Raw genomic sequence first — 24,018 nt, forward strand, 5'->3', positions numbered from 1 at the left:
TGTCCTGATTTAAATTTAATCCACTATAAAAGCGAAACGAATAGCGATTATTTCCCTTCTTCCTCATCCCTCGTTACAGGCTTGAACAATCTTGCCGCCAGCAAACCGAATTCGTACAAAATAACCAACGGGACAGCCATCAAAACTTGGGACAGCACATCCGGCGGAGTGATAACCGCCGCCACGACAAACGCGCCCACAATCACATAAGGCCGTGCACTTTTCAGTTGCGCCAACGACACCACGCCCATCCTGTGCAGCAGCACCACGACAATCGGAACTTCAAACGTTGCACCGAAGGCCACAAACATACCCAGCACAAACGACAGATATTTGTCGATATCGGTCGCCATACTGACCCCCTGTGGGGTAACGCTTGTTAAAAACCGGAACACAATCGGAAAAACGGCAAAATAGGCGAAGGCCATGCCGCAGGCAAACAGAATCAGGCTGGACAACACCAGCGGCACAATCAGGCGTTTTTCGTTTTGATACAGCGCGGGTGCGACGAAAGCCCAAATCTGATACAGCGTATGCGGCAGCGTGGCCAAAAACGCCGTCATCAGGGCGACTTTAATCGGCACGAAAAACGGCGCAATCACATCGGTGGCAATCATCTGCGTCCCCTGAGGCAGAGACGCCATCAGCGGCTGGGCGACAAACGTATAAAGCGGTTGGGCAAACGGGATGACGGCAAAAAAAGCGGCCAGCATCACCAGCATAATCCACACCAAACGCCGGCGCAGTTCGACCAAATGTTCAATCAGGGTTTGGGTTTGCTCTGTCATCTCAATCTCGCCGACATTACGGTGAATCCGCTTTAAAGCAAGACGGCATTACACCGCCCTGTCCGGATTGGAGCTTAATCACTATAAAATCGAAAATATGGGGAATATGGAAAACATCGGAAAGCGAAGCCGACCGACTCCGCCTATCTTTTCAGACGGCCTTGGCGGCGGACGCGGAGTTGCGGCCTCGGATGAAAGCGCGGGCGCAAATCGCGGCGGCGGCCCATTGCCTGACGGCGCAGGGTAACCATATGGAAAGGGGCGGCATCATCGTACCGCGTCCCGCCGGCGTGCAGGCCGTCGTCCGTACCTATGCCGAAATCGGCCGGCGTGCGCTGCGGCGGCAGCCGCTCCCACGCGGGGAGTTCGGGGTCTATGCCCTGCGCCTGATTTTGCAATGCATGGCGTGCATCATGCCAACCTTCCTGCGCTTCACGGACGGCCGCCTGAAAATCCTCTTTGACTTCGGACAGCCCTTCGGCATCCATTTGGCGGCTGAGTTCGTTTTTCACGCCGCTGACGAAACGCTGCAAACGCCCCAGCCACAATCCGGCCGCACGCGCCACCTTCGGCAGCCGCTCCGGCCCCAGCACCACGAGCGCAACAACGCCGGTCAGCAGCATCTCGCTGAAACCGAGGTCGAACATGGCTTAGGCTTGCTTATCGTCTTTGTCGGCCTCGGCCTGCTTCTCGGCCGGGCGGGCATCTGCCTCTTCAGACCCCTCGTTCAGGCCTTTTTTGAAGTCGTGCACCGCGCCACCCAAATCTTTGCCGATGTTGCGTAATTTTTTGGTACCGAACACCAACACTACAATCAGCAGCACAATCAGCCAATGAGAAATTCCGCTCAAACCCATTTTAAAATCCTTACGTTAAATCTATTCAATGCGGAAACCCGCTTTCAGACGGCCTGATATTCAAACCGGCGTACCCATGATATGCACATGGAGGTGGAACACTTCCTGACCGCCGCCGCTGCCGGTATTGATTTGGGTTTTAAACCCGTTGCGCAGGCCGTGTTCAGCGGCCAACTGCGGCACTTTCAGCATCATTTTGCCCAGCAGGGCCCCGTGTTGCGGCCCGGCGTGTGCCAGCGAATCGAAATGTTCTTTCGGAATCAGCAGCAGATGGACGGGCGCGGCGGGGCGGATGTCTTTGAAACAGAGCATCTCGTCGTCTTCGTACACCACCGAAGCGGGGATTTGTTTGTCTGCGATTTTGCAGAAGATGCAGTCGGTCATCATGAATTCTCCGGTAAGCCGCCTTGCGGTATTTCCGCTTGGGGCAAAGAGGTCGGATTGTAATACAAAAACACCGTCCGCGCCTTTCAGACGGCCTGATATCAGCCCTGAGGGCGCGCGGCCTTTTCCGCCAGCCCCGACAAACCTTGCCGCCGCGCCAGCTCGCGAACCACGTCTTCCGCCCGCAAACCGTGATGCGCCAGCAGCACCATGCAGTGAAACCACAAATCGGCGGTTTCGTAAACAAGGTGTTCGCCACCGCCGTCTTTCGAGGCCATCAGCACTTCGCCGGCCTCCTCGATTACTTTTTTCAAGATTTTGTCGCCGCCTTTGGCAAGCAGTCCGGCCACATATGATTCGTCCGGATTGCCGCCCTTGCGCGAATCGATCACATTTTGAATTTCAGACAATATCCTGTCGTCCATCATCCTTCTCCCAATGAATTGCCGCAGGCGGAGGCCGTCTGAAAACCGCCTTCCCGTTTCAGACGGCCTGCAACTTTAAGGTTTTGCGCCGTAGATGGCCTTTTCGTCCTTCAGCACCGCATCAACCGCCTGCCAGCCGCCGTCTGCCTGCCAAACGCGGTAGAAACAGCTTTCCCGCCCCGTATGGCAGGCAATGCCGCCCTGCTGTTCAATCTGCATCACCAGCGCGTCACCGTCGCAATCGAGCCGCAGTTCGTACACTTTCTGCACATGCCCCGACTCCTCGCCCTTCATCCACTGCTTCTGCCGCGAACGGCTGTAATAATGGGCAAAACCGGTTTCCACCGTTTTTTGCAGCGCCTCGGCATTCATCCATGCCACCATCAGCACGCGGCCGCTGTTCCTGTCTTGCGCGATGGCGCACAACAAGCCTTTGTCGTCGAATTTCACCGCGCCCAGCAATTCTTCATACATGCCGTTTCGTCCTTTATCCTTCCGTTATTCAGACGGCCTGCTATTTCTTCGCCGCCGTATCGATAATGCAGGAACCGGCGATTTGCTTGTTAGGCAGGCCGACTATCTGTTTTTCATCCGCAGGCGCGCCGCCATAACAGGAAATCGCGCTGAGCGAATTTTTCGGCGAACCGTCGATGATTTTGTCGCTGTAAATCATATAGGCGAAAGTTTTGCGCTTGGCATCGTAATACCGCATGATTTGCAGGCTCTTAAAGGCAAAGCTCGCGCTGCGCTTAAACACCTGCTGCGGCTTGGCCACCGCCTGTTCGTTGAATTCGATTGCATTGCCGGTCTGCACGCATGACACCGACGCGTCGCTGGCATCCTCTTCCAAATTCACCGCCTCTTTCAAACCGCCCTTTTTCGCATACGACAAATAACAGGTGATGCCCTTCACATCGGCATCGTCGAAACCTTCTATTTCGATACGGTCGTTTTTGCCCAGCACGCGGAATACGGTGCTGGCATTGCCGATTTTGTCGGTTTCGGAATCGCAGGCGGCCAAGGCCGAAACGGCCAGACCCAAACAAACGGCTTTGATGATGCGCATGGATTTTCCTTAATTGATGTGTGTAGGTACGCTATTTTGCCACACGGCGGCGCGGTTTTAAAACCAACGTTGCAAAAACCGCGCCTTCCGGCATGAAAACACAAACGGCGGCGGAGCAAACCGCCTCCAACCGCCGTATAATGCCCATCCCCACCGCAGCCCTTGCAAAAGGCCGTCTGAAAAATGAAACGCAAAATATCTACCCTGCTCTACCTGATTACATTCTTGCTGACCTTATTCGCCGTTTATTGCAGCCATCAGGCCGCCCAACCCGCACACCTGCTGCCGGAAACTTCAGACGGCCTGTCCGCCGCATGGTGGCTGGAACCCAGGATGTACGCCGTATTGTCCGCCTGGGCGGCAGGCACGGCCGCCACGGTGCTGCTGCGGCAAAACCCGTTCGAACGGGTGGCTTTGGCGGTATTGTTTTTCTGCCTTTACGGCTTAGTTGCGGCATTCGTCTAACCAAACGCATCGCAGGCAAACCCGGCCCGCCCTGCGGCATCTCCCGCGCCATATCGCGGATTATCGTAAGTGAAAACGGAAATGCCCCTCCCGCCGTAGTGAATTAAATTTAAACCGGTATGGCGTTGCCTCGCCTTGTCCTGATTCAAATTTAATCCACTATACCAGGACACCCTCCAATCAATCCGCCATCAAACAAAAAGGCCGTCTGAAAACCTTGGCAACAGGTTTTTCAGACGGCCTCATTACCTCGCCAGGCTTACACGCCACGCAACAATTCGTTTACGCTGGTTTTGGCGCGGGTTTGCGCGTCCACTTTTTTCACGATAACCGCGCAATACAGGCTGTGGCTGCCGTCTTTCGCAGGCAGGCTGCCGGACACGACCACCGAACCGGCCGGTACACGGCCGTAGTGGATTTCGCCGGTTTCGCGGTCATAGATTTTGGTGGACTGGCCGATGTACACGCCCATGGAAATCACGCTGCCTTCTTCGACAATCACGCCTTCGACGATTTCGGAACGCGCGCCGATGAAGCAGTTGTCTTCGATGATGGTCGGGCTGGCCTGCAAGGGTTCGAGTACGCCGCCGATGCCGACGCCGCCGCTCAGGTGGACGTTTTTACCGATTTGGGCGCAAGAGCCGACGGTTGCCCAGGTATCGACCATCGCGCCTTCGTCCACATACGCGCCGATATTGACGTAAGACGGCATCAGGACGGTGTTTTTGCCGATAAAGCTGCCGCGGCGCGCCACGGCACCGGGTACGGCGCGGAAGCCGGCGGTGCGGAATTCTTCTTCGCTCCAGTCTGAAAATTTGGTCGGCACTTTGTCGAAGTATTTGTTTACGCCGTCGTTTTGCACTTCGTTGTCTTGAATGCGGAAGGAAAGCAGCACGGCTTTTTTCGCCCATTCGTTGACTTTCCATTGCCCCACGCCCAGGCGTTCGGCCACGCGCAGGCTGCCGGAATCGAGTTGGCGCAGGGTTTCCAACACGGCTTCTTTGACTTCGGGGGTAACGGTGGCCGGCGTGATGTCGGCGCGGTTTTCAAAGGCGGTTTCGATGATGTTTTGCAATGACATGTTTTTTCCTTTCGGGTGTGAAATGGGATTTCGGTGCGAAAGGCCGTCTGAAAGCGCGGTTTTGATGCTTTCAGACGGCCTTTTTTATGGTGCGCTGTTTACAGGCCGGACAGGGCGGCGGTGTCGTGCGCGATCATCAGTTCTTCGTTGGTCGGCACCACGACGACGGCAGGCGTTTGACCTTTCGGACTGATGATGCCTTCTTTGCCGAAGCGTACGTCCACATTGGCCTGCTCGTCGAGTTTCAAGCCCAGGAAGGCCAAATGGGCGACGGTTTGGGCGCGGACGGCATCGGAGTTTTCTCCGATACCGCCGGTAAACACCAGCGCATCGATACCGCCGGCGGCCACAGCCATGGCGGCAATGTATTTGGCCAGGCGGTAGGCGGTAACGGCCATGGCCAATTTCGCGCCTTCATGGCCTTCGGCTGCGGCTTCTTCCACGATGCGGCAGTCGTTGGACAGTTCGGAGATGCCCAGCAGGCCGGATTTTTTGTTCAAGAGGTCGCTGACTTCTTCCACGCTCATGCCTGCATTGGCGGCCAAGAATGGGTAAATGCCGGCATCGACGTCGCCGCTGCGCGTACCCATCACCAAGCCTTCCAGCGGGGTGAAGCCCATGCTGGTATCTTGGGATTCGCCGTTTTTCACGGCGGTGATGGATGCGCCGTTGCCCAAGTGGGCGATGACCAGGCGGCAGTCTTTCACGTCTTTGCCGATGATGCGGGCGGCTTCGGGAGCGACGAAGCGGAAGCTGGTGCCGTGGAAACCGTAGCGGCGGAAGGCGTATTTTTTATACAGGGCGCGCGGTACGGCGTAGGTGTAGGCGTGTTCCGGCATGGTTTGGTGAAAGGCGGTGTCGAACACGGCGACATTGGGCAGGCCGGCGAAAATGGCTTGTGCGGCGCGGATGCCGGTCAGGTTGGCCGGATTATGCAGTGGGGCGAGCGGGATGCAGGCTTCTAGTTGGGCGATGACTTCGTCGTTAATCAGGACGGACGCGCTGTATTTTTCACCGCCGTGCACGACGCGGTGGCCGACGGCTTTCACATCGGCATCTAGGCCGTATTTTTTCAGTTCGTCCAAAAGCGCGCCGACTGCGCCGGTGTGGTCGTGGCGGTCGGCCAGTTCCACGCGGTGTTTCTGACCGTCTTTTTTGAAGGTGATGTAGGCATCGGGGGTGGTCAGTTTTTCACCCAGGCAGCTCAGCAGCACTTCGCCGTTGTCGTTGTCGAGCACTGCGCCTTTCAAAGACGAGCTGCCGCAGTTCAATACTAAAATCAGGTTTTTGGACATTGTATTTTTCCTTCTTGTCGGTAAATGGGGAAACTTATGTTTCAGACGGCGTGCATTATACAGACAGTCTGACGGGATATGTGGAAACTTCGGCGCGGATTTGGCCGGCTGCGGTTGTGCGGTAATGTTTCGAGGCCGTCTGAAAACATATCGGTCGGGAAAATGTTTTCAGACGGCCTTTCTGTGTGCGGCGGCATCTGCCCGGCAAGCGCTATTTGTCTTCCGGCTTGGCCTGTTCTTGTTCCGGCGTTTCCGCATCCGCAACTTCTGCAATTTCAGTTTCAGCTTCGGCCTTATCTTCGGCCTCCGCTTCGCTTGCGGCGTTTTCAGACGGCCTGACCGCTTCTTCCGCCGCTTCGGTTTGCAAACCGGTTTGGCTTGCCGGTTCGACGGTTTCGGCTTGGATTTGCTCCGCCGCGCTTTGCTGTCCGTCCGATTCTGCGGCGGGCAGCACCGATCCGGCCAGATAGCCCAGTGTAACGGCTTTGTCGCTGCGTTTGGCCAGTTGTTCTTGCAGCGCTTCTTTGCCCATCAGGGTTTGCGCGCCGTTGCTCAGGTGGCGGATGACGTTTTGGTAGCTGCGGTTCAACGCGTCCACCGCTTCTGCGGTGTCGGCAAAATGTTGGTCCACACGGCTGCGATAGTCGTCCAGTTCCTGTTTCAAGGCTTCCCGCTCGCTTGCCTGCCGCGACTGTTTGCCGCGCAGGAACAGCCATGCCAGCAGGAAGCCGGCGGCCAAACCGGCCGTTGCGGCCAAAACCAACATGGAAACGGTAGGTGCATTCATCTCGTTTGTCCTTTCGGGTTGTTTGGAAAGTTTTACCGACAGCAGGCCGTCTGAAAATACACTAAACAGTTCGTCTTGCTTTCAGACGGCCTCCTGTTGTCATTCTCACGGATGGGCGGCAATAAAGGCGGCCACTTGTTCCTGACCGGTCAGCGCGCCGCACACTGCTTCTTTTCGGATGCGTTTGGCCAGCCCGGCCAAAACTTTGCCCGGCCCGCATTCGGCGGATTCGGTGATGCCTTCATCAACCAGGCTGTTTACGGTTTCCGTCCAACGTACGGGGCTGTAGAGCTGGCGGACCAGTGCGTCTTTGATTTGCGCGGGGTTGTCGTAGGATGCGACGTCGGCGTTGTGGATGACGCGGATTTTCGGTGTGGCGATGTTGGTGTTTTGCAGTGCCTCGGCCAATTTGTCGGCGGCGGGCTTCATCAGGCTGCAATGCGAAGGAACGGATACGGGCAACGGCAGGGCGCGTTTCGCACCTGCTTCTTTGGCGGCGTTCATGGCACGTTCGACGGCGGCGGTATGGCCGGCAATCACGACCTGCCCCGGCGAATTGAAGTTTACCGCTTCCACCACTTCGCCCTGCGCGGCGGCGGCACACAGTTCTTTAACCTGTCCGTCCTCCAAACCCAAAATCGCCGCCATCGCGCCGACGCCTTGCGGCACGGCGTTCTGCATCAATTCCGCACGCAGGCGGACGAGTTTGATCGCATCGGCAAAGGCCAGTGCTTCGGCGGCCACCAGCGCGCTGTATTCGCCCAAGCTGTGTCCGGCCACGACTTGCGGCAGTTTGCCGCCGGCTTCGAGGTAGGCGCGGTATGTGGCGACGCCGGCAGCCAGCATCAGGGGTTGTGTATTGACAGTTTGGCCGATTAAATCGCTGTCTTCACCGTTCATCATCGCCCACAGGTCTTGGCCGAGGGCGGCGGATGCTTCGTCAAAAGTATTTTTAACCACGCTTACGCCGTCGAAGCCGTCCATCATGTGCAGGCTCTGCGAGCCTTGGCCGGGGAAGAAAAATGCAAAAGACATGGGATTCCTTTCTCATGCTCAGGCCGGTATAACAATGGATACACCGTTATGGCCGCCTGTGTGTCTGTCGGTTGAAAAAATTGCCGCCGCAAAATGCACAAACCGCCATCTGCGGCAAAAGCGGGATGGCGGAAAGTGTAACAGAAAGAGATACGCCGTTCTATGCTGCCGCATTTGGCGGCAGGCCGTCTGAAAACAAAGAGGTACATTTTCAGACGGCCTGAAGGCTTTATAAGGCTTTATTCGGCAATCTGGATGTCGATGTCGGTCAGCAGCCATTGGCCGTTGCTGTGGCGTTTCAGACGGCCTTTCAGTACGTCGCCTTCTTGCGGCACATAAAATTGGTTGAGGTGCTGGCCCAAGGCGAACACCGGGACGGATGGCTCGCTGGACAACATGCCGAAACCGCCGTTTTTCTTAATGTCCCAAGCACTGACTTTGATGCGTACAATATCGCCTTCTTTTACTGTCGCACCGCTTTCGGCAAACGGCTCGGCCGCCTGCATCCCCACTGGGGCGGGAGAAAGCGCGCAAGGACGGTTTTGGTCGTCCATGCCGGCGATATAGGTGATTTCGTCGCCGACTTTCGGTTCGCGGTAACCGGCCGGCAGGTCTGCCGCCAGAAGCAACAGGCGGGCGGTCGTGTCGTCTTTATCGCGGACAACGCCTAACTGTTTGTCTTGAAACCAAGAAATGATAATGCCGTAATGTTGGATTGCTTGCATGATGATACCCCGTAATGAATAGTGAATTATTATTTCTGCACCGCTTGTCTGAAAAAACAACCGTTCGGCAGATGTGCGCATTATACTCATCCACCGAACGGTTGCAATAAATCTTTTTACGAATTTGTATTCAATTTTCCCAATCAGTATCTTAACAATACGGCTCCCCAAGTAAAACCGCCGCCTATGCCTTCCAGCAGCAATATCTGGCCGCGCTTGATGCGGCCGCTTTTGATGCCTTCGTCCAATGCCAACGGAACGGATGCGGCCGAAGTATTGCCGTGGTTTTGCACGGTCAGGATAACTTTGTCCAGGCTCAGGCCCAGATGTTTGGCGGTGCTGTCGATGATGCGCTTGTTCGCCTGATGCGGCACAAGCCAGTCGATTTGTTCTGCATGATAGCCCGCTTCTTCCAATACTTCTTCCGCCACTTTGGCGAGGGTTTTAACGGCAAATTTGAATACGCCCGGCCCGTCCATTTCCACATAAGGGTTGCCGCAAATCTGTCCGCCGGCCATCTGCGCAGGCACTTTCAGCAAGTCCAAATAGCCGCCGTCAGCTTGCAGTTTGCCGTGGATGATGCCTTCTTTGTCAGACGCGCCCAAAACGACCGCGCCCGCACCGTCTCCGAACAGCACGCAGGTTGTACGGTCTTTCCAGTCCAAAATATGACTGAATGTTTCCGCACCGATAACCAGCACTTTCTTGGCCATACCGCTTTTAATGTAGGCATTGGCAGTTACGATGGCATACATAAAGCCGGCGCAAACCGCCTGAACGTCGAATGCCGCACAACCGGCAATGCCGAGTTTGTTCTGCACGATGGTGGCCGTAGACGGAAACTGCATATCGGGGGTTGCCGTAGCCAAAACAATCAGGTCGATTTCTTCCGCCGCCACGCCCGCATCGGCCAACGCACGCTGTGCGGCAATCACGGCCAAATCGCTGGTTCTTTCGTTTTCAGCGGCTAGGTGGCGGAATTTGATGCCGGTACGGCTGACAATCCATTCGTCCGATGTATCGACAAACTCGGCGAGATCATCATTGCTGACACGCTTTTCAGGCAGATAGCTGCCGGAACCGAGGATTTTTGCATATTGCATGGCGCGTCCCTTTCTAAATTGTTTGTAATGGCTGGATAAAAGATTCGGCATTGTAGGGAATGTCTGCCGTTTTCTCAATCGAGAAACAGGCCGTCTGAAAGGATTTCCGGTTTCAGACGGCCTGTATTACGGCATATTTCAAAACTATGCCGAAGGGTTTAATCAATGTTGATGGCTGCCTGTTCCACTTCCAGTTTTTTGTCTGCCAAATGAGCCAGTTGGTCAGCCACGCCTTGCTGGATGCGGGTCAGGCTGTCGGCCTTGGCTTCATGAAAGGCTTCTTCCAATGCATTACTAAAGCCGACCGCATCGGTACCGCCGTGGCTTTTAATCACCACACCGCGCAGGCCGAGAAATATGGCGCCGTTGAATTTGCGCGGATCCAGTTTGTTTTTGAAACCTTTCAAGGCCGGCATGGCGGCCAGCGCACCCAATTTGGTCAGCAGATTGGTTTGAAATTCCTGCTTGATTGCCGAACCCATAAAACGCACCGCGCCTTCTATGGTTTTCAATACGATGTTGCCGACAAATCCGTCGGCCACCACGACATCCACATCGCCGCTGAAAATGCTGCCGCCCTCGACATTGCCGACAAAGTTCAGCTTGCTGCCGCTGAGGAGTTTGAAAACCTGTTTGACGGTATCCGTGCCTTTGATGTCTTCGGTACCGACATTCAGCAAACCAACACGCGGCGCGCCCGCATTCGGATACAGTGCGTGCACCAATTCGCTGCCAATAACGGCAAACTGCACCAATTGCTCGGGTGTGCAGTCCACGTTTGCGCCCAAATCAAGCACCAGCGTCATGTGGCCGTTTTGAGAGGGGATGAATTTGGCAATTGCCGGCCTCTCGATGCCTTGTATGGTTTTCAACACAAAGCGTGCGGTTGCCATCAACGCACCCGTATTGCCCGCAGACACCGCTGCCTGCGCCAGACCTTCCTTCACTTGATTCACGGCTATCCGCATGGAGGAATCTTTTTTGTTTTTCAGGGCAGACTGGGGCTGCTCATCCATCTCGACCACTTGTGCGGCATGGACGATTTGAATGCGATCCATCGGTGCATTGGCAGCTTCCAATGCCTGCCGAACCTGCACCTCGTCGCCCACCATCAATAAGCGGACATCGGCCTGCTGGCGTAAAAACAACAATGCTCCGGGGATGGTAACCGCCAAACCGGCATCGCCGCCCATCGCATCTACAGCCAAGGTAATCATAATTGCTCCATTCGCTAAAATATCGGTTGGCCATCCGGCAGATTATGATTCTGAAATCGATAAAGCATCAATCGAATCAATCCGCAAAAGCCGCTCCGTATTTTCAGACGGCCTTATCGTTCCGCACTGCTTTCCGCAGCCAGCATATTATGCGCAGTAATATCGTCGGCGTCCCACGGATAGTTAATCCACCAATCTTTGACGGTAATACCGCTGTAATAATGAATGCCTTGAGGCAGGATGCCTTTTTTCTCTTTGATTTTTTCGTGCAGCACGGCTACGCCGATTTCGGCAAATTTTTCCTTTTGCAACTCATTCAGCACGAATTCCAAGGTTACGCGGGAATCATCTACCTCGTCCACCACCAAGATATTTTTTCCAACCAGGCTTTCCGGAATAGGATCCAGCCACTGGATTTTCTTGATTTCGTCATTGGTCTGGTAACCGAAATCATTGGCATAGTAGGCCGTAGTAACCGCATAAATCGGAATATTCAAAAAGCAGCGCAGAATACGCGCGGGAATAAATCCCCCGCCGCCAATGGCAATCATTGCATCATATTTCACACCGCCCGATTGAATTTTACCTGCCAATTCTTTTAATACCCGATGTATATCATCATAGGTATACCAAATTTTTTTAACCATAATCGTACATCCGCTGTTTTAACAGAAACAAAAACGGAAACCCGCAGACGGATTTCCGTTTTACATCCGCCTCAGGCTTATTCGCCCTTGGCTTTCATCACTTTGCGACCACGGTACATACCGTTGGGCGAAATGTGATGCGGACGATGAACTTCACCGGTTGCGCTGTCCACAGACAGGGCAGGTGCAGTCAAAGCATCGTGCGAACGGTGCATACCGCGTTTAGAAGGGGATTTTTTGTTTTGTTGAACGGCCATTTCAAACTCCTAAAAATATTTACAAAAAGTTATTTGCTGCTTTTCAGCCCTGCCAATACCGCAAACGGATTGGGTTTATCTCGATTGACTGCCGCCATATTTTCCCCGACACAGTGCTCATGCCGCGGCGAGTATGGCATTGCCATCAAAATTTGATCTTCCACCAACGTCCGAACTGACAATTCGCTATCCATCGGCATACCTTCCAATCCCTCATCGGAAAGCATGGCTTCATCCAACTTGGATTCATCGGCAAACAGAACAATACGCGCATCCTCATCCAAATCAAAACTCATGGGCTGCATGCACCGTTGACAAAGTAAATGCAGACATCCCTGCACTTTCAAATCCAAAAACGGACGCTGGAAGCGATCAATCCCCCCCTGCAAAACTACATGCAGCGGGCTGTCTTTATCCGCAAAATATTCGTGCGACCATACCCGTTCGTCCAACTCATGCAAAAACACTTCGCCTTGCAGGCTCTGCTTTTCGCCGGCAAACTCACCGGGGGCAATCAAATCAGGCTCTAACATAAACTGTGCATGATATAATTCCAACAATAGAACGTCAATGTTTTTACACAAAATGAAAACCACACTCCCCCTTATCCTGGGATCAGGTTCGATATTCCGGCAACAGCAACTGACACGGCTCGGTTTACATTTTCAGACGGCCTCACCTGATTTCGACGAAACGCCCCATTCCGGTGAAACAGGCGAGGACACGGCTTTACGCCTTGCCATCGGTAAAGCACAGTCACTGAAAACACGTTTCCCTGCCGCATTAATTATAGGTGCCGACCAAGTCGCATGGTGTGAAAGCCGGCAACTCGGCAAACCGATAAGCGTAGCAAATGCACAACAAATGCTACAGGAATTAAGTGGCAAACAGATTACATTTTACAGTGCCGTCTGTCTGCTCAATACATTTTCAGACGGCCTGCATCATCATGTAGACAAAACCGTCGTTACCATGCGGGAATTGACTTCGGAACAGATTGCAGCATATTTAAGACGCGAACCCGATGCCATATATTGTGCCGGTGCAGCCAAAAGTGAGAGCTTGGGAGCCGCCTTACTGGAAAAAGTTGAAACCTGCGACCCAAATGCACTGATCGGCCTACCTATTTTCCGTTTAATCGACTTTTTACAGGCCGAGGGTGTAGATATTCTTTAACCCTATTACTGTCTATCAAGCTAAACCCTAATTTTTCATCATCTCAAAATATGCCTGCAATCCTTTACCTTATCCCAACACCTCTCGGTACACCCGACACGCCTTGCCTATTACCCCACGAACAACAGCAAATCGTGGGACTGACCGATTTCGTCGTTGAAGCCGAGAAAACTGCCCGAGCGCACCTCAAGCATCTAGGGATCACCACCCCCATCCGCGAACTCAACCTACATACACTCAATGAACACACCGACCGTACAAAATTACCCGATCTGCTCCGACCTTTGCAAGAAGGCCGAAGCATGGGGCTACTCAGCGAAGCAGGTTGCCCTGCCGTAGCAGACCCGGGGGCCGACTTGGTTGCACTTGCCCACCAATCCGGTTTTGAAGTACGCCCGTTAATCGGACCATCCAGTATTATGCTGGCTCTGATGTCATCTGGTACAAACGGCCAAAATTTCACATTCAAAGGGTATCTCCCATCCGACAAAACCGAACGCATCCAATCTCTTAAACTACTCGAACAACAATCGAAACAGCAAAATTCAACCATCTTATTCATAGAAACACCATACAGAAACAATGCATTACTATCTGACGCAATCAACATCCTGCATCCACGAACCCGCTTATGCATCGCCTGTGATTTAACACTACCCACCCAACAAATTATCAGCCAAACCATTGATATCTGGCACACTTTATCTCCGTTACCCGATTTAAAAAAACGTCCGACAATTTTTGTTTTACATGCTTAAACGCGCTTGTCAGTCTAAAAATATCAGACTATAATCCGCGTCTTAATCATTTCGGAATGTAGCGCAGCCCGGTAGCGCACTTCGTTCGGGACGAAGGGGTCGGAGGTTCGAATCCTCTCATTCCGACCAAACTAAATAGAAAAAAGCAGCTTTAAAAGCTGCTTTTTTCTATTTGGGATGATGGATGCATCACTGTCATAAAATTCGGCTAATTTCAATACCAAATAGCCGACAGCATAAGCTGAAAACGAAGAAGCACTACGTCTTAACAACAATTACATCTATTCATGATTCTTTCAGACGGCCAAAAATAAAATCAATCTTGGCCGTCTGAAAATCTTTTTAAGCAGTCTTCTGCATACTATTTATAAACTTATCAAATAGATAAGCGACATCATGCGGTCCGGGACTTGCTTCAGGGTGTCCTTGAAAACTAAATACCGGCTGCCCCTTCAACTCAATCCCCTGCAAAGAACCATCAAATAAGGAACGGTGGGTAATTGTTACTGTATCAGGAAGAGTCTCTGCATCCACCTCAAAACCATGATTTTGGCTGGTAATCATTACTTTTCCGGTCAATAAATCCTGTACAGGATGATTGGCTCCATGATGCCCGAACGGCATCTTGCGGGTTTTCCCTCCTAACGCCAAACCAAGTAACTGATGCCCCAGGCAGATACCAAATAACGGTTTTTTACTATCCAAAAGCTTCTGGACAGCTGTAATCGCATAATCGCAGCTTTGCGGATCCCCGGGACCATTTGATAAGAAAATACCATCAGGATTCATCGCCAAGACTTCTTCTGCCGGAGTCTGCGCCGGCACGACCGTCAATCGACACCCCCTAGCTGCAAGCATACGCAAAATATTGGTTTTTACACCATAATCATAAGCCACAACATGATAGGGCTGATACTCAGGAGTTACAAAACCCTGACCAAGCACCCACTCACCTTCCGTCCACTCATAAGGTTGCGTACAGCTTACTTCTTTAGCCAAATCTTTACCTACCATGCTACCGAAAGCATTAATTAACTCCCTTGCTTTTTCTTCCGTAGCATCTTCACCTGTCAAAATCGCACCAGCTTGCGCACCTTTGATTCTTAATATTTGAGTTAAACGGCGGGTATCAATATCCGCAATCGCAACCGTCTTATTCCGAGTTAAATACTTTTGCAAACTCTCTTTTGAACGAAAACTGCTTTCCAAAAGAGGCAAATCACGAATAATCAATCCCGCCGCATACACTTGTTTACCCTCGACATCTTCAGGATTAACTCCTGTATTTCCAATGTGGGGATAAGTCAAAGTTACAATCTGTCGGCAATATGACGGATCCGTCAATATCTCCTGATATCCAGTCATTGATGTATTAAATACAACCTCCCCAAACGTAACACCCTTATAACCGATTGACTTCCCTCGGAATACGCTACCATCCGCAAGCACAAGAAGAGCTGGAATTTCCATAAAACATCCTATCTGTCATTTTATCCGCAAAAAAACACGCATATGCCACTGTTGTAGCATATTGCGTGCTCGTCTAATAAAGCCACACAAAATTTGAGATACGTGGGCGATTCTAAATCACTAAACCATCTAATTCAAGTTTACTACCCAGCACTATAACAAGAAAATAAACCTTCTTTCGAAAAGAATATTTTTCAGACCCTTAATACCTCATTTAAAGTAACGTACAACTCGCCACTTTTCAAAATCTTTTAGATGATATCAGCAATATGTTTTGCAGCACGTTTAGCATCTAACAGAATCAAGCCTAACTTACCACTTTCATTAGCAATCAGAGCCAAAACCGCATCCGCACCAGCTTGGTTCAATAAAATATAACCACTTTTGCCTTTAACCATCACTTGATCCAAATCACCACAATTAAGCTCATGTGCAGCATGGCTGCCTAATGCCAATAAAGTTGCAGACATTGCCCCTACACGGTCAGCATCCAATCCTTGAGGAATTAAAGTTGCAATTGGTAATCCATCACTGGATATTACAGCTGAAGCAATAATATCTGCCGATGTCGCATTTAAATCGCTCAACACAGAAATTAAAAGTTGTTCACGCATATCTTAAACCCAATAAAATCAATATATTATTAAATATTTGCTATTTAAACTTGTTACAATCAGTCATCTCTTCACGCTGTATTACCCAGCTTGATATTTTTGATAAATCCCAAGTCCCATAAAATTAGGCATACCGATTACAAAGCACTTTAATCAATGAAACAAAAGCCTCTTTATTTAAATCAGGCACACCGGCTACCACTAATACTAACTTGACTTTTCCCGCATATAATGGGAAAAAAGTAAGTTCTGTTTGACCTGAAGGATCACAAATCCCCCACGCATTGTGATGAATATTTAAGTTATTCTTCACTAATAACTGGTGTTTTTCGCCTAACGCTGCAACCTCACTAGACATTAAACCCACTTCTTCAGCTGTTTCGTGGTGAAAGCCCGCATTCGCAAAATACAGTCCATTACCATCAGCCAATAGTGCCCTTCCTGTACTGGACAATTGTGCTAATAATTCAGGTAACTGCTCATCTGTCATACTGGACTCTTTAACAGATGGAGATTCATCACCATATAAAAATTCCAGTCTTTGTAACCGATACAACAAATTTAATGCTGAATCCGCATCGTTTGTTTGAGCCCAGGCAAGCAAATTTTCAGTACTGGCTGTTTCATTACATGAAGCTCGTAATAATCCATGCAACAACGTTCTACTAGCACTTGGAATATTGCTAGATACAGCATAGTAAGCACCAGCAGGAGTCACATGTGGGTATAAATTTGATTGTAAAGAAAGTGTTGAATCCATCTTATGCCTCTAACCCAGGATCAATTGAGAATAACATCGCACTAACCAATTGTTTCACATCTTCTTCTTGGCGTGCATCCACTTCAAAAACAGGAACATTAAAATTATGTTGGGCCAAATATTTTTGATAAACATCAATACCTGGCAATGACCGTACGTCCATCTTGGTCACACCTACTACCAATGGTGCTGTTTTTAATAAATCTTTGAATGCATCTAGAAAAAAAGTTAAATCTTTTAAAGGATTAGCCCGAGTATTATCCAATAACAGAATTAAACCCATGCTTCCTTTGCTTAAAATTTCCCACATAAAATTAAATCGTTCTTGCCCGGGAGTGCCATATAAATGAACTTTAGTATCCCCATCTAGCCGGATAACGCCATAATCCATTGCAACTGTCGTATGTCCCTTACGAACCAAAGTCATATCAGATGCCCGTGCATCTGTTTTTACAGGAGGATCATCAGACAAAGCAGCAATTGCTGTAGTTTTACCAACGCCAACAGGCCCAGTAAATATGATTTTATTTTCCTTCATTATATTTAATCCTTATTTGCCACCTGATAATTTTCGCATCAATCTCTGGAGCAATCCACGAGGCTGATTTTGAGACGGTGTTACAGCAGTTAGCGCATCTTTAGACATTTTATTATCAGGAACATGAGTATTAACATTTACAGTATCAGTCGTTAATTCTCTATTTCCTTGAACAGAAAATTCATTATCTGTTGCTAAATATCCTGTAACATATGTAGCTGCCAAATAATTCAAAATATCTGCCATATCTAGCGGCATTACTTTATATAAAATATTTAAGTTAACTGATGTTTTAGTCAAAAATGCAGACAGTCGCATAGACTCAGGAACTGGAGCTAACCGAGTTAAATTAGGCCAACGTTTTAAAGTAAATACTGTTTGCGGAGTCATCGGAAATACCAATCTGCCTTGGGCAGTCCAGATTGCCATCTGCCACAAACAAGACATAATGGTAACTTTAGCCTTCTCTTTCCACTGAGGATTATCAGGAACTGTTTTACAAATAACCGTAAGATGATCATCACGGCACATTTTTTCCAGCTCTTCTGCACTAACGGTTAAGAGTACACGTTGAATACTAGGGAATACAATGAGGACTGGTTTACCATCAACCAATACTGCCGTATCTTGCTGTCGCTCACTAGACGCCCTTAATGCACCTAATAAACCACGCTGAGGATTAAAACGGCGAATTGTTGTCTTTTTATCATTATGCCCAGAGGGGGCTGACATTTTTTCTGGCTGCTGCGAATTAATCACTTCCTGCTGTTTGGGTTCAACAACATTACCACCCTGGGCTAAACTTCTCAGAATCGGAAATAATGTGTCAAATTTCACAGGCTTAGGTAGATGAGGAGCAGTTACAATCGGCTCATTAACTGAAAACACAACTACAGGTATATCTGGATGATTTTTCTTTGCCTCATGCCAAGCCAACATCCCCTTGCTACCATCAACGTCAACTAATACCATGTCCGGTTTAACAGTAGAGCTTGCATCCACAATTTCATAATTAGTTGTGTTATGCATTTTAAATGCCATTCTAAAAACAGCATATTGCTGCTCACCCATTTCCTGCAGACTAACCCGTACTGTCTTTACTTTCGGTATTAAATTATCCATTATTCTGCACTCTTTTATTTGTTTGAATTACGATGAATGCGCTGCTGTAACTGACTAATTGCCAAAACAACTTCCTCTGGCAGATTAGCTTCCCTTTCTCGCAGCAATCTTAGGAACTGCTCTAATCTTACCCAATCCTCTGATCGTTCATATAAATCAAACAACATTATGTACAACTGAGATTCTTGAGGGTATTGCAGAACAGCCTGCTCTAATGTAGATATTGCTTGTTCAAGCTGACCATACATTAACAAAGACTCAACTTCTTTCAATGCCAGCTCAGCAGGAGAAGTACTTTCATTTAGAATAGAATCATTCCTCTGAACCAATTCTCGATACTTAATTTTTGCCTGACGTGATGCAGCCTGCAAATATCCTTGCTTCAATCCAATTTCACGAATTTGTTGCTCAGTGGGTGCTTTCTCTAAATTATCGAACACCTCATGCTGACCCAAACTGTAACCCCAACCTAACATACGTTCTTTTACCTGACGTCCGTTAGAACCCAAGGAGTAATACAGTTTCCACAAATGAGCCGCAAATTCATTAACATCAGAATTCTGATAGTCTAATTTTAAGGCATCAATAATTAACCCTGCAGGTTTCTCTGCTTTTTGAATTGCTTTATTGTATTGCTGCAAGGCGGTTTCGTAATCAACCTGATTTTTTATTAATTTTGCTGATTTTTCAGGCTTCACAAAACCAATAACTGCACTCATTTCCTCCTCGGTCATATCACCAACTTCAGCCTTACCAATAATTAACGGACTCCGCTTAGTTAGGCGCTTAACTTCAGGACCATCATTGTTGACTGTAACTTCCACAGTTGAGGACGCATTATATGAACTACTATCTGAGTCAGAAACCTCAAAACCTGTTTGCTCACCTATCTGGCGAGCTACCTCCTGCATACCCCAATTCAACTTGGATTCTGCTAACACTCGCAAGCCCAAGTGGTTGGAATCAAGACCCAAACCAGCTTTGATATATTCAGCCAAAGCCGTTTGCGGTAGAACTGAAGCATGCCGCTCCAAGGTTGAAGACAACAAGTCAACATCCCCGATATTTAAACAAAGGCCAGCCAACTCGCTAACCAATTTTTCAGGCGCATCAGACTTTAGATTATTCAAATAACTTGCCAAAGAAGCTGCTGCCTTATCCTCATAACCGAACTGCTTATAGACTTGGTATTCAGTAAGAGGATCCACTTCCTGAGCAGATACTGAAGCAGTAGACAAATCAGCATTATTTGTATCCCACTCCCAACTCTGCTCGGTATCAGAGACTGAGGTATTGACCTGACTGACCCAAACATCGGAATCAGCCTGCTCCTCGGCATCATTATTATTACTCACTCGCCTAGTTGATGACTGGTTATTTTTGACTGATGCTTTCTCTTTACCACGCTGTTTCAGCATAATAAAGATTAGTACAACAACTGCGAGCACTCCCAATATAAGCGCGTAATCCAAGAATATCTCCCAACATATGGCATATTCGAAAACAACCCTTGCAACCTTAAAAATACAAACTACATATTTTTTGTTACAGATTGTTAATCCCTTAGCTTGTCATAATAGCATGACTTACAAAAAACCGAACCTTTATTTCAACGTTTTACTTAATTAAACACGCCGCTTATCTATCAAAGCAACCGATTGATTCAATATGTGCAGTCTGCGAAAACAAATTCATCATTCCTAATGACCTGAATCTATAACCTTTTCCAACCAATAGCGCAGCATCCCTTACAAAAGTAGCCGGATTGCATGAAACATACACTATCCGTTGCAGCCGCCGTGCCTGCGTAAGCATTTCAATCACGGCATGAGCACCGGCACGCGGTGGATCCAATAGCACTTTATCCACACTACACCAATCATCCCATGCACTGGGATTCACTTTGAATAAATCCGCCACCCTGAAATCGACATATCCTTGACAATGATTAGCCATGGCATTCTGTTTAGCCCGATTCACCAAATCGGGCAACCCTTCAACTCCCAATACTTGGGCACCGCTACGGACAATCGGCAGAGTGAAGTTACCCAAACCACAAAACAAATCGGCAATCCTCTCTCCCTGCGACGGCTGAAGCAAATCCATTGCCCTTTTCACCATCAAATTATTTAATTTCGCATTAACCTGAGTAAATCCGCCCACTTCAAACGACATTTTCAAATTAAAATCGGGAAGCTTGTAAATCAGCCCGCCCTCTTCCGGCCGCAATGCCTGGCGCATCCCGTTTTTACTTCTCCAACTCCACAGCCATGCATCCCCGAATGCCTCAACCAATGCCTGCAAACATTTCATTTCTTTTTCAGACGGCCTGCGGAGCACAATCAGGCACAGAGCCGTTTTTCCTTCCGCCACCGCAAACTCTATACCTTCCAAATTCTCTGAAAATGGCTGCAAGCCCATATGCAGCTTGGGCAAAGCTGCTGAAAGATGTTGAGGTAAAACGGCACACTGTTTCAAAGCAACAATACGATTACTCTTTTTCGAACGGAATCCTATTTTCAGACGGCCTTTTTCGTCTACTTGAACGCCCAACCTGCCACGTTCACGATAATGCCACGGCAGACCGTAAATCGGCGCCAAAATCTGATCGGGCGATATCTTGCCGAGCCGCGCACACTGCTCTTCCACCACCCTCTGCTTAAACGACACCTGCGCCGAAAATTCAATATGCTGCATGGAGCAGCCGCCACACTCCCCATAATCCGGGCATGGTGCATCCTGCCTATATCCCGACGGACGCAAAATTTCCACAGCATCTGCCACATCGAAACGCTTGTCTGTCTGAACAACACGGCAAGCAATCCGCTCCCCCGGAAGCGCGTTGTGAACGAACACAGCCTTCCCCGACCGCCTGACAATGCCGCGCCCTTCATGATCCAAACCAACCACATCGGCCTCAAACACCTCACCCTTTTCACCTTGTGAATCAGCCTGCTTTTTCATCATTATTGCCATAATGCCACGCTCGCACACCAAAACCGAACAAAAAAACGACATTTTCCCACAAATTACCGACAGTTGCGGTATGATGCCGCACCTCACAAACACTGTCAGCAAACAACATCATGAAAAAATTAGGATTCAGCCTATTTCTACTGGCGGCCGTTCCGGCCTTGGCCAACACTTCCGTTCCCGATGTCGCGCCTGTTTCACAAGGCCATCACGTCGTTATCAACATCCCCCAGCAACGCCTTTTCCTCTACACAGACGGCAAATTGGCAAAAATTTATCCTGTCGCAGTAGGTAAAGCGATGACACAAACCAACCTCGGTTCGCACAAAATCGGTGTCAAAGCGTTCAATCCCACCTGGCACATTCCGAAATCGATTCAAAAAGAACTGAACAACGGCGTAACCTCCATTCCGCCCGGCCCGAAAAATCCGCTCGGCCCCGTATTTGTCCGTTTGGGTGACCCCAAACTCGGCCTCGGCATCCACGGCACAAACGCACCGGCAAGCGTCCCCGGCGTACGCAGCCACGGTTGCGTACGGATGAAGTCCCCCGACGCCCTCCAATTTGCCAAAACCATTACCACAGGCTCTCCGGCCGATGTTATTTATCAAATGGCCGCCCTCAATGTAGACGGTGCCGGCAACCTCTGGCTGGCCGCCTACCGCGACCCTTATAACAAGAAAAACCTGAATACGGCCGCCTTACGCAAAAGCATCAACGCATGGGCGCAGGCCAACGGCAAAACCGTATCCGACAAACGCATAGACGCCATATTGAAAGCACGGACCGGCACGCTGAACTGTCTGACCTGCGGCGCAGGAAAAGGCAAAATCAGCGGCAATCTGACCTCGCTGGCATGGACTTCCGGCTCGGGCAGCCTAAGCAAACCGAAAGCAGCGGTGCCGAAACCGCAAACTCCTCCGCCTGCCGAACAAATCCTGCCTGAAGGCAGCGAAATCGAAATCGATGCCGACATCCCGCAGAACGACACTCCCGTATATCCCGTCGGCAACATGCCGCAATACAACGGCGACACAGTCAACGACAACGGAAGCGACGACAACCTGTTCTAAGCATCCGAAGGCCGTCTGAAAGATTCCGCTCCATTTAAAAGCGGACTCTTTTCAGACGGTCTCCCTACAAAATACAACCGGACGATAAAATCCGAAGCCAAACGGCAGAACGCCATCCGGAAGCAACCGCCCCTCAACCTTTCACAACCTTCCAAATAAACCACATGCCCCGCCTCAACATCTCCCCGCCCGAGTCCATTCTCTATCAAACCGGCCTCAGCGTGCAAATCGGCGATTTGAACTACGGCAACCATCTCTCCAACGATGCCGTCTTACGCATGGTTCACGAAGCGCGCATCCGCTGGCTGGCGGAGCATGGATACAGCGAATTCGACATCGGCGGCTGCGGCCTGATCATGACCGGCGCCGCCATCCAATATCGGGCACAGGCCATACACGGCGACCAACTGCAAATCGGCCTCGGCACAGCCGAAATCAGTGCGGGCGGTTTCCGCTGCGATGCCGCCCTGCTCCGCCTGCACGACCAAACACTGATTGCCACCGTCCAATGCCATCTGGCCGCTTTCGACTACACCGCACAACGCGTCCGCAGACTGCCCGAAAAATTTTCCGCCATCCTGCACGGCAAAGCATAAAAAAGGCCGCCTGAAAAATAGAAATACCTTTCAGACGGCCTCAATCCGTCCCCGGCCTTGCCCTGCCCTTTCCGACCGGCAACGCCAAACTGACGGCATCTTGAAAACCGCTTGCGGCCGTGCCGGAAAAGCATGCAACAGACGTTTCACATCCCAAATGCCGCCGCACCTCAAAATCCGCACGATGAAATAAAATACACGGCCTCACTGCCCTGCCGCACGACACACCGCATCACATAAGGAATACATCATGAACAACACTCCCGCCCCGTTTGATCGGCAGGAAATCATCCGCCGCGAACGACATCTGGCCAAATACGCCAACACCATGGACAGCCTGTTCTGCATCCCGTTTACGAAACAAGGTATCGGCATAGACGCGCTTTTGTCGCTCATCCCATTTGTCGGCGACATCGCCGGCCTGCTACTGACGCTCAAAGCCTTCCGTATGGGCAGGGAACTGGGCGTACCGGAAGAAAAAATGCGGCCGGCGGTTTATCTTGCTTTGGCCGATATGCTACTGGGCATGATTCCGGTTGTCGGCACGCTGATCGACATCTTTTTGCAACCGACCTTCCGCACAATGAAAATCGTCAACGAGCATGTCCGCAGCGAATACGGCATCGACACCAGCCTGCATCTGGAACGCCCGTTCATGCACGCGGGGCTGGAAAAGAAACAGGCACAATCCGCCTTTTGGCGCAAACCTGCCGCCGCTTGGCTTTATCTGCAGCTGCCCGATTTCTTCGGCCTCGTCATGCTGGTTTTGATGACTTGAGACCTTTGCAAAATCCCCCCAAAATCCC

The 24,018-nt window shown here is 50.2% G+C and carries 31 protein-coding genes and 1 tRNA gene; 8 read left to right on the forward strand and 24 right to left on the reverse strand.

All coding sequences use genetic code 11. The annotated features are described in order from the left end of the window. Positions 1–47 precede the first annotated feature (47 nt). The 7 genes from tatC to HMPREF3107_RS08445 form a co-directional block, all read right to left on the reverse strand. The gene (gene tatC, locus HMPREF3107_RS08415; RefSeq protein ID WP_070454914.1) at positions 48–788 is read right to left on the reverse strand and encodes a twin-arginine translocase subunit TatC; all 741 of its coding nucleotides are present in this window, start codon (positions 786–788) and stop codon (positions 48–50) included. 143 nt (positions 789–931) lie between these two features. After that, positions 932–1,435, reverse strand: a complete 504-nt coding sequence (tatB, locus tag HMPREF3107_RS08420) for a Sec-independent protein translocase protein TatB (protein WP_070454916.1) — start codon at positions 1,433–1,435, stop codon at positions 932–934. 3 nt (positions 1,436–1,438) lie between these two features. Further along, positions 1,439–1,645, reverse strand: coding sequence for a Sec-independent protein translocase subunit TatA (gene tatA / locus HMPREF3107_RS08425; protein WP_003773961.1), 207 nt, complete (start codon positions 1,643–1,645; stop codon positions 1,439–1,441). Between the two features lie 60 nt (positions 1,646–1,705). After that, on the reverse strand, positions 1,706–2,029 hold the full coding sequence (locus HMPREF3107_RS08430; RefSeq protein WP_070454955.1) for a histidine triad nucleotide-binding protein: 324 nt from the start codon (positions 2,027–2,029) through the stop codon (positions 1,706–1,708). Between the two features lie 101 nt (positions 2,030–2,130). Further along, the gene (locus HMPREF3107_RS08435) at positions 2,131–2,454 is read right to left on the reverse strand and encodes a phosphoribosyl-ATP diphosphatase (RefSeq protein ID WP_070454918.1); all 324 of its coding nucleotides are present in this window, start codon (positions 2,452–2,454) and stop codon (positions 2,131–2,133) included. A 75-nt stretch (positions 2,455–2,529) separates the two neighbouring features. Beyond that, positions 2,530–2,928 carry a phosphoribosyl-AMP cyclohydrolase gene (gene hisI / locus HMPREF3107_RS08440; protein ID WP_070454920.1) on the reverse strand — a complete coding sequence of 133 codons (399 nt, stop codon included), beginning with the start codon at positions 2,926–2,928 and terminating at the stop codon, positions 2,530–2,532. A 40-nt stretch (positions 2,929–2,968) separates the two neighbouring features. Next, entirely contained in the window at positions 2,969–3,520 is a 552-nt protein-coding gene (locus HMPREF3107_RS08445) for a CreA family protein (RefSeq protein WP_049248984.1), read from the reverse strand. A gap of 183 nt (positions 3,521–3,703) precedes the next feature. On the opposite strand from HMPREF3107_RS08445, the gene HMPREF3107_RS08450 reads away from it, so the two are divergent. Further along, a complete protein-coding gene (locus HMPREF3107_RS08450) occupies positions 3,704–3,985 on the forward strand; it encodes a hypothetical protein (protein WP_070454922.1) in 282 nt (93 codons plus the stop codon). 259 nt (positions 3,986–4,244) lie between these two features. Here HMPREF3107_RS08450 and dapD read toward each other — a convergent pair whose 3' ends face one another. From dapD to fabD, 4 genes are all read right to left on the reverse strand, one after another. Then, a complete protein-coding gene (gene dapD, locus HMPREF3107_RS08455) occupies positions 4,245–5,066 on the reverse strand; it encodes a 2,3,4,5-tetrahydropyridine-2,6-dicarboxylate N-succinyltransferase (RefSeq protein WP_070454924.1) in 822 nt (273 codons plus the stop codon). Between the two features lie 98 nt (positions 5,067–5,164). Continuing rightward, positions 5,165–6,361: an acetate kinase gene (locus HMPREF3107_RS08460; RefSeq protein WP_049253705.1), complete on the reverse strand. Its 1,197-nt coding sequence runs from the start codon at positions 6,359–6,361 to the stop codon at positions 5,165–5,167. Positions 6,362–6,572: 211 nt separating this feature from the next. Continuing rightward, positions 6,573–7,148 (reverse strand): ZapG family protein, encoded by a 576-nt coding sequence (locus HMPREF3107_RS08465; RefSeq protein WP_070454926.1) that lies wholly within the window; start codon positions 7,146–7,148, stop codon positions 6,573–6,575. 105 nt (positions 7,149–7,253) lie between these two features. Further along, a complete protein-coding gene (fabD, locus tag HMPREF3107_RS08470; RefSeq protein WP_070454928.1) occupies positions 7,254–8,183 on the reverse strand; it encodes an ACP S-malonyltransferase in 930 nt (309 codons plus the stop codon). An 80-nt stretch (positions 8,184–8,263) separates the two neighbouring features. On the opposite strand from fabD, the gene HMPREF3107_RS12180 reads away from it, so the two are divergent. Then, positions 8,264–8,407, forward strand: a complete 144-nt coding sequence (locus HMPREF3107_RS12180) for a hypothetical protein (RefSeq protein ID WP_159070391.1) — start codon at positions 8,264–8,266, stop codon at positions 8,405–8,407. A 15-nt stretch (positions 8,408–8,422) separates the two neighbouring features. Here the strand turns inward: HMPREF3107_RS12180 and HMPREF3107_RS08475 are convergent, their stop codons facing one another. From HMPREF3107_RS08475 to HMPREF3107_RS08500, 6 genes are all read right to left on the reverse strand, one after another. Then, entirely contained in the window at positions 8,423–8,908 is a 486-nt protein-coding gene (locus HMPREF3107_RS08475) for a hypothetical protein (protein ID WP_168160539.1), read from the reverse strand. A 143-nt stretch (positions 8,909–9,051) separates the two neighbouring features. Beyond that, positions 9,052–10,011, reverse strand: a complete 960-nt coding sequence (locus tag HMPREF3107_RS08480; protein ID WP_070454932.1) for a beta-ketoacyl-ACP synthase III — start codon at positions 10,009–10,011, stop codon at positions 9,052–9,054. Between the two features lie 158 nt (positions 10,012–10,169). Then, entirely contained in the window at positions 10,170–11,228 is a 1,059-nt protein-coding gene (plsX, locus tag HMPREF3107_RS08485; protein WP_070454934.1) for a phosphate acyltransferase PlsX, read from the reverse strand. Between the two features lie 113 nt (positions 11,229–11,341). Beyond that, complete coding sequence (locus tag HMPREF3107_RS08490) at positions 11,342–11,875, reverse strand: phosphoribosyltransferase (protein WP_070454935.1); 534 nt, start codon at positions 11,873–11,875, stop codon at positions 11,342–11,344. Positions 11,876–11,952: 77 nt separating this feature from the next. Beyond that, on the reverse strand, positions 11,953–12,132 hold the full coding sequence (gene rpmF / locus HMPREF3107_RS08495) for a 50S ribosomal protein L32 (RefSeq protein ID WP_003773931.1): 180 nt from the start codon (positions 12,130–12,132) through the stop codon (positions 11,953–11,955). A gap of 29 nt (positions 12,133–12,161) precedes the next feature. Beyond that, positions 12,162–12,665 carry a YceD family protein gene (locus HMPREF3107_RS08500; protein WP_070454937.1) on the reverse strand — a complete coding sequence of 168 codons (504 nt, stop codon included), beginning with the start codon at positions 12,663–12,665 and terminating at the stop codon, positions 12,162–12,164. A gap of 37 nt (positions 12,666–12,702) precedes the next feature. Here HMPREF3107_RS08500 and HMPREF3107_RS08505 point away from each other — a divergent pair, with 37 nt between their 5' ends. From HMPREF3107_RS08505 to HMPREF3107_RS08515, 3 genes are all read left to right on the forward strand, one after another. Beyond that, a complete protein-coding gene (locus tag HMPREF3107_RS08505; RefSeq protein ID WP_371327481.1) occupies positions 12,703–13,308 on the forward strand; it encodes a Maf family protein in 606 nt (201 codons plus the stop codon). Positions 13,309–13,358: 50 nt separating this feature from the next. Continuing rightward, complete coding sequence (locus HMPREF3107_RS08510; RefSeq protein WP_070454938.1) at positions 13,359–14,066, forward strand: SAM-dependent methyltransferase; 708 nt, start codon at positions 13,359–13,361, stop codon at positions 14,064–14,066. 52 nt (positions 14,067–14,118) lie between these two features. Next, positions 14,119–14,195: transfer RNA gene (locus HMPREF3107_RS08515), tRNA-Pro, on the forward strand. A 213-nt stretch (positions 14,196–14,408) separates the two neighbouring features. Here HMPREF3107_RS08515 and carA read toward each other — a convergent pair. The 7 genes from carA to rlmD all read right to left on the reverse strand — a co-directional run bounded on the left by carA (position 14,409) and on the right by rlmD (position 21,537). Continuing rightward, positions 14,409–15,536 (reverse strand): glutamine-hydrolyzing carbamoyl-phosphate synthase small subunit, encoded by a 1,128-nt coding sequence (carA, locus tag HMPREF3107_RS08520; protein WP_070454939.1) that lies wholly within the window; start codon positions 15,534–15,536, stop codon positions 14,409–14,411. Positions 15,537–15,787: 251 nt separating this feature from the next. Further along, the gene (locus HMPREF3107_RS08525) at positions 15,788–16,150 is read right to left on the reverse strand and encodes a roadblock/LC7 domain-containing protein (protein WP_003769955.1); all 363 of its coding nucleotides are present in this window, start codon (positions 16,148–16,150) and stop codon (positions 15,788–15,790) included. Between the two features lie 124 nt (positions 16,151–16,274). Further along, positions 16,275–16,910: a peptidase M23 gene (locus HMPREF3107_RS08530; protein ID WP_070454941.1), complete on the reverse strand. Its 636-nt coding sequence runs from the start codon at positions 16,908–16,910 to the stop codon at positions 16,275–16,277. Position 16,911: 1 nt separating this feature from the next. After that, entirely contained in the window at positions 16,912–17,448 is a 537-nt protein-coding gene (locus HMPREF3107_RS08535; protein WP_041961284.1) for a GTP-binding protein, read from the reverse strand. Between the two features lie 12 nt (positions 17,449–17,460). Further along, on the reverse strand, positions 17,461–18,570 hold the full coding sequence (locus HMPREF3107_RS08540; protein WP_070454942.1) for a response regulator transcription factor: 1,110 nt from the start codon (positions 18,568–18,570) through the stop codon (positions 17,461–17,463). Positions 18,571–18,584: 14 nt separating this feature from the next. After that, positions 18,585–19,988, reverse strand: a complete 1,404-nt coding sequence (locus HMPREF3107_RS08545; protein WP_070454957.1) for a 23S rRNA methyltransferase — start codon at positions 19,986–19,988, stop codon at positions 18,585–18,587. Positions 19,989–20,208: 220 nt separating this feature from the next. Beyond that, positions 20,209–21,537, reverse strand: a complete 1,329-nt coding sequence (gene rlmD, locus HMPREF3107_RS08550) for a 23S rRNA (uracil(1939)-C(5))-methyltransferase RlmD (protein ID WP_246828620.1) — start codon at positions 21,535–21,537, stop codon at positions 20,209–20,211. 119 nt (positions 21,538–21,656) lie between these two features. Here rlmD and HMPREF3107_RS08555 point away from each other — a divergent pair, with 119 nt between their 5' ends. The 3 genes from HMPREF3107_RS08555 to HMPREF3107_RS08565 all read left to right on the forward strand — a co-directional run bounded on the left by HMPREF3107_RS08555 (position 21,657) and on the right by HMPREF3107_RS08565 (position 23,990). Next, on the forward strand, positions 21,657–22,616 hold the full coding sequence (locus HMPREF3107_RS08555) for a L,D-transpeptidase (RefSeq protein ID WP_070454943.1): 960 nt from the start codon (positions 21,657–21,659) through the stop codon (positions 22,614–22,616). 164 nt (positions 22,617–22,780) lie between these two features. Continuing rightward, complete coding sequence (locus HMPREF3107_RS08560) at positions 22,781–23,212, forward strand: acyl-CoA thioesterase (protein WP_070454945.1); 432 nt, start codon at positions 22,781–22,783, stop codon at positions 23,210–23,212. A 250-nt stretch (positions 23,213–23,462) separates the two neighbouring features. Then, on the forward strand, positions 23,463–23,990 hold the full coding sequence (locus HMPREF3107_RS08565; protein ID WP_070454947.1) for a DUF4112 domain-containing protein: 528 nt from the start codon (positions 23,463–23,465) through the stop codon (positions 23,988–23,990). Positions 23,991–24,018 lie beyond the last annotated feature (28 nt).

The sequence above is a fragment of the Neisseria sp. HMSC31F04 genome, assembly GCF_001807735.1.
GTDB lineage: Bacteria > Pseudomonadota > Gammaproteobacteria > Burkholderiales > Neisseriaceae > Neisseria > Neisseria elongata.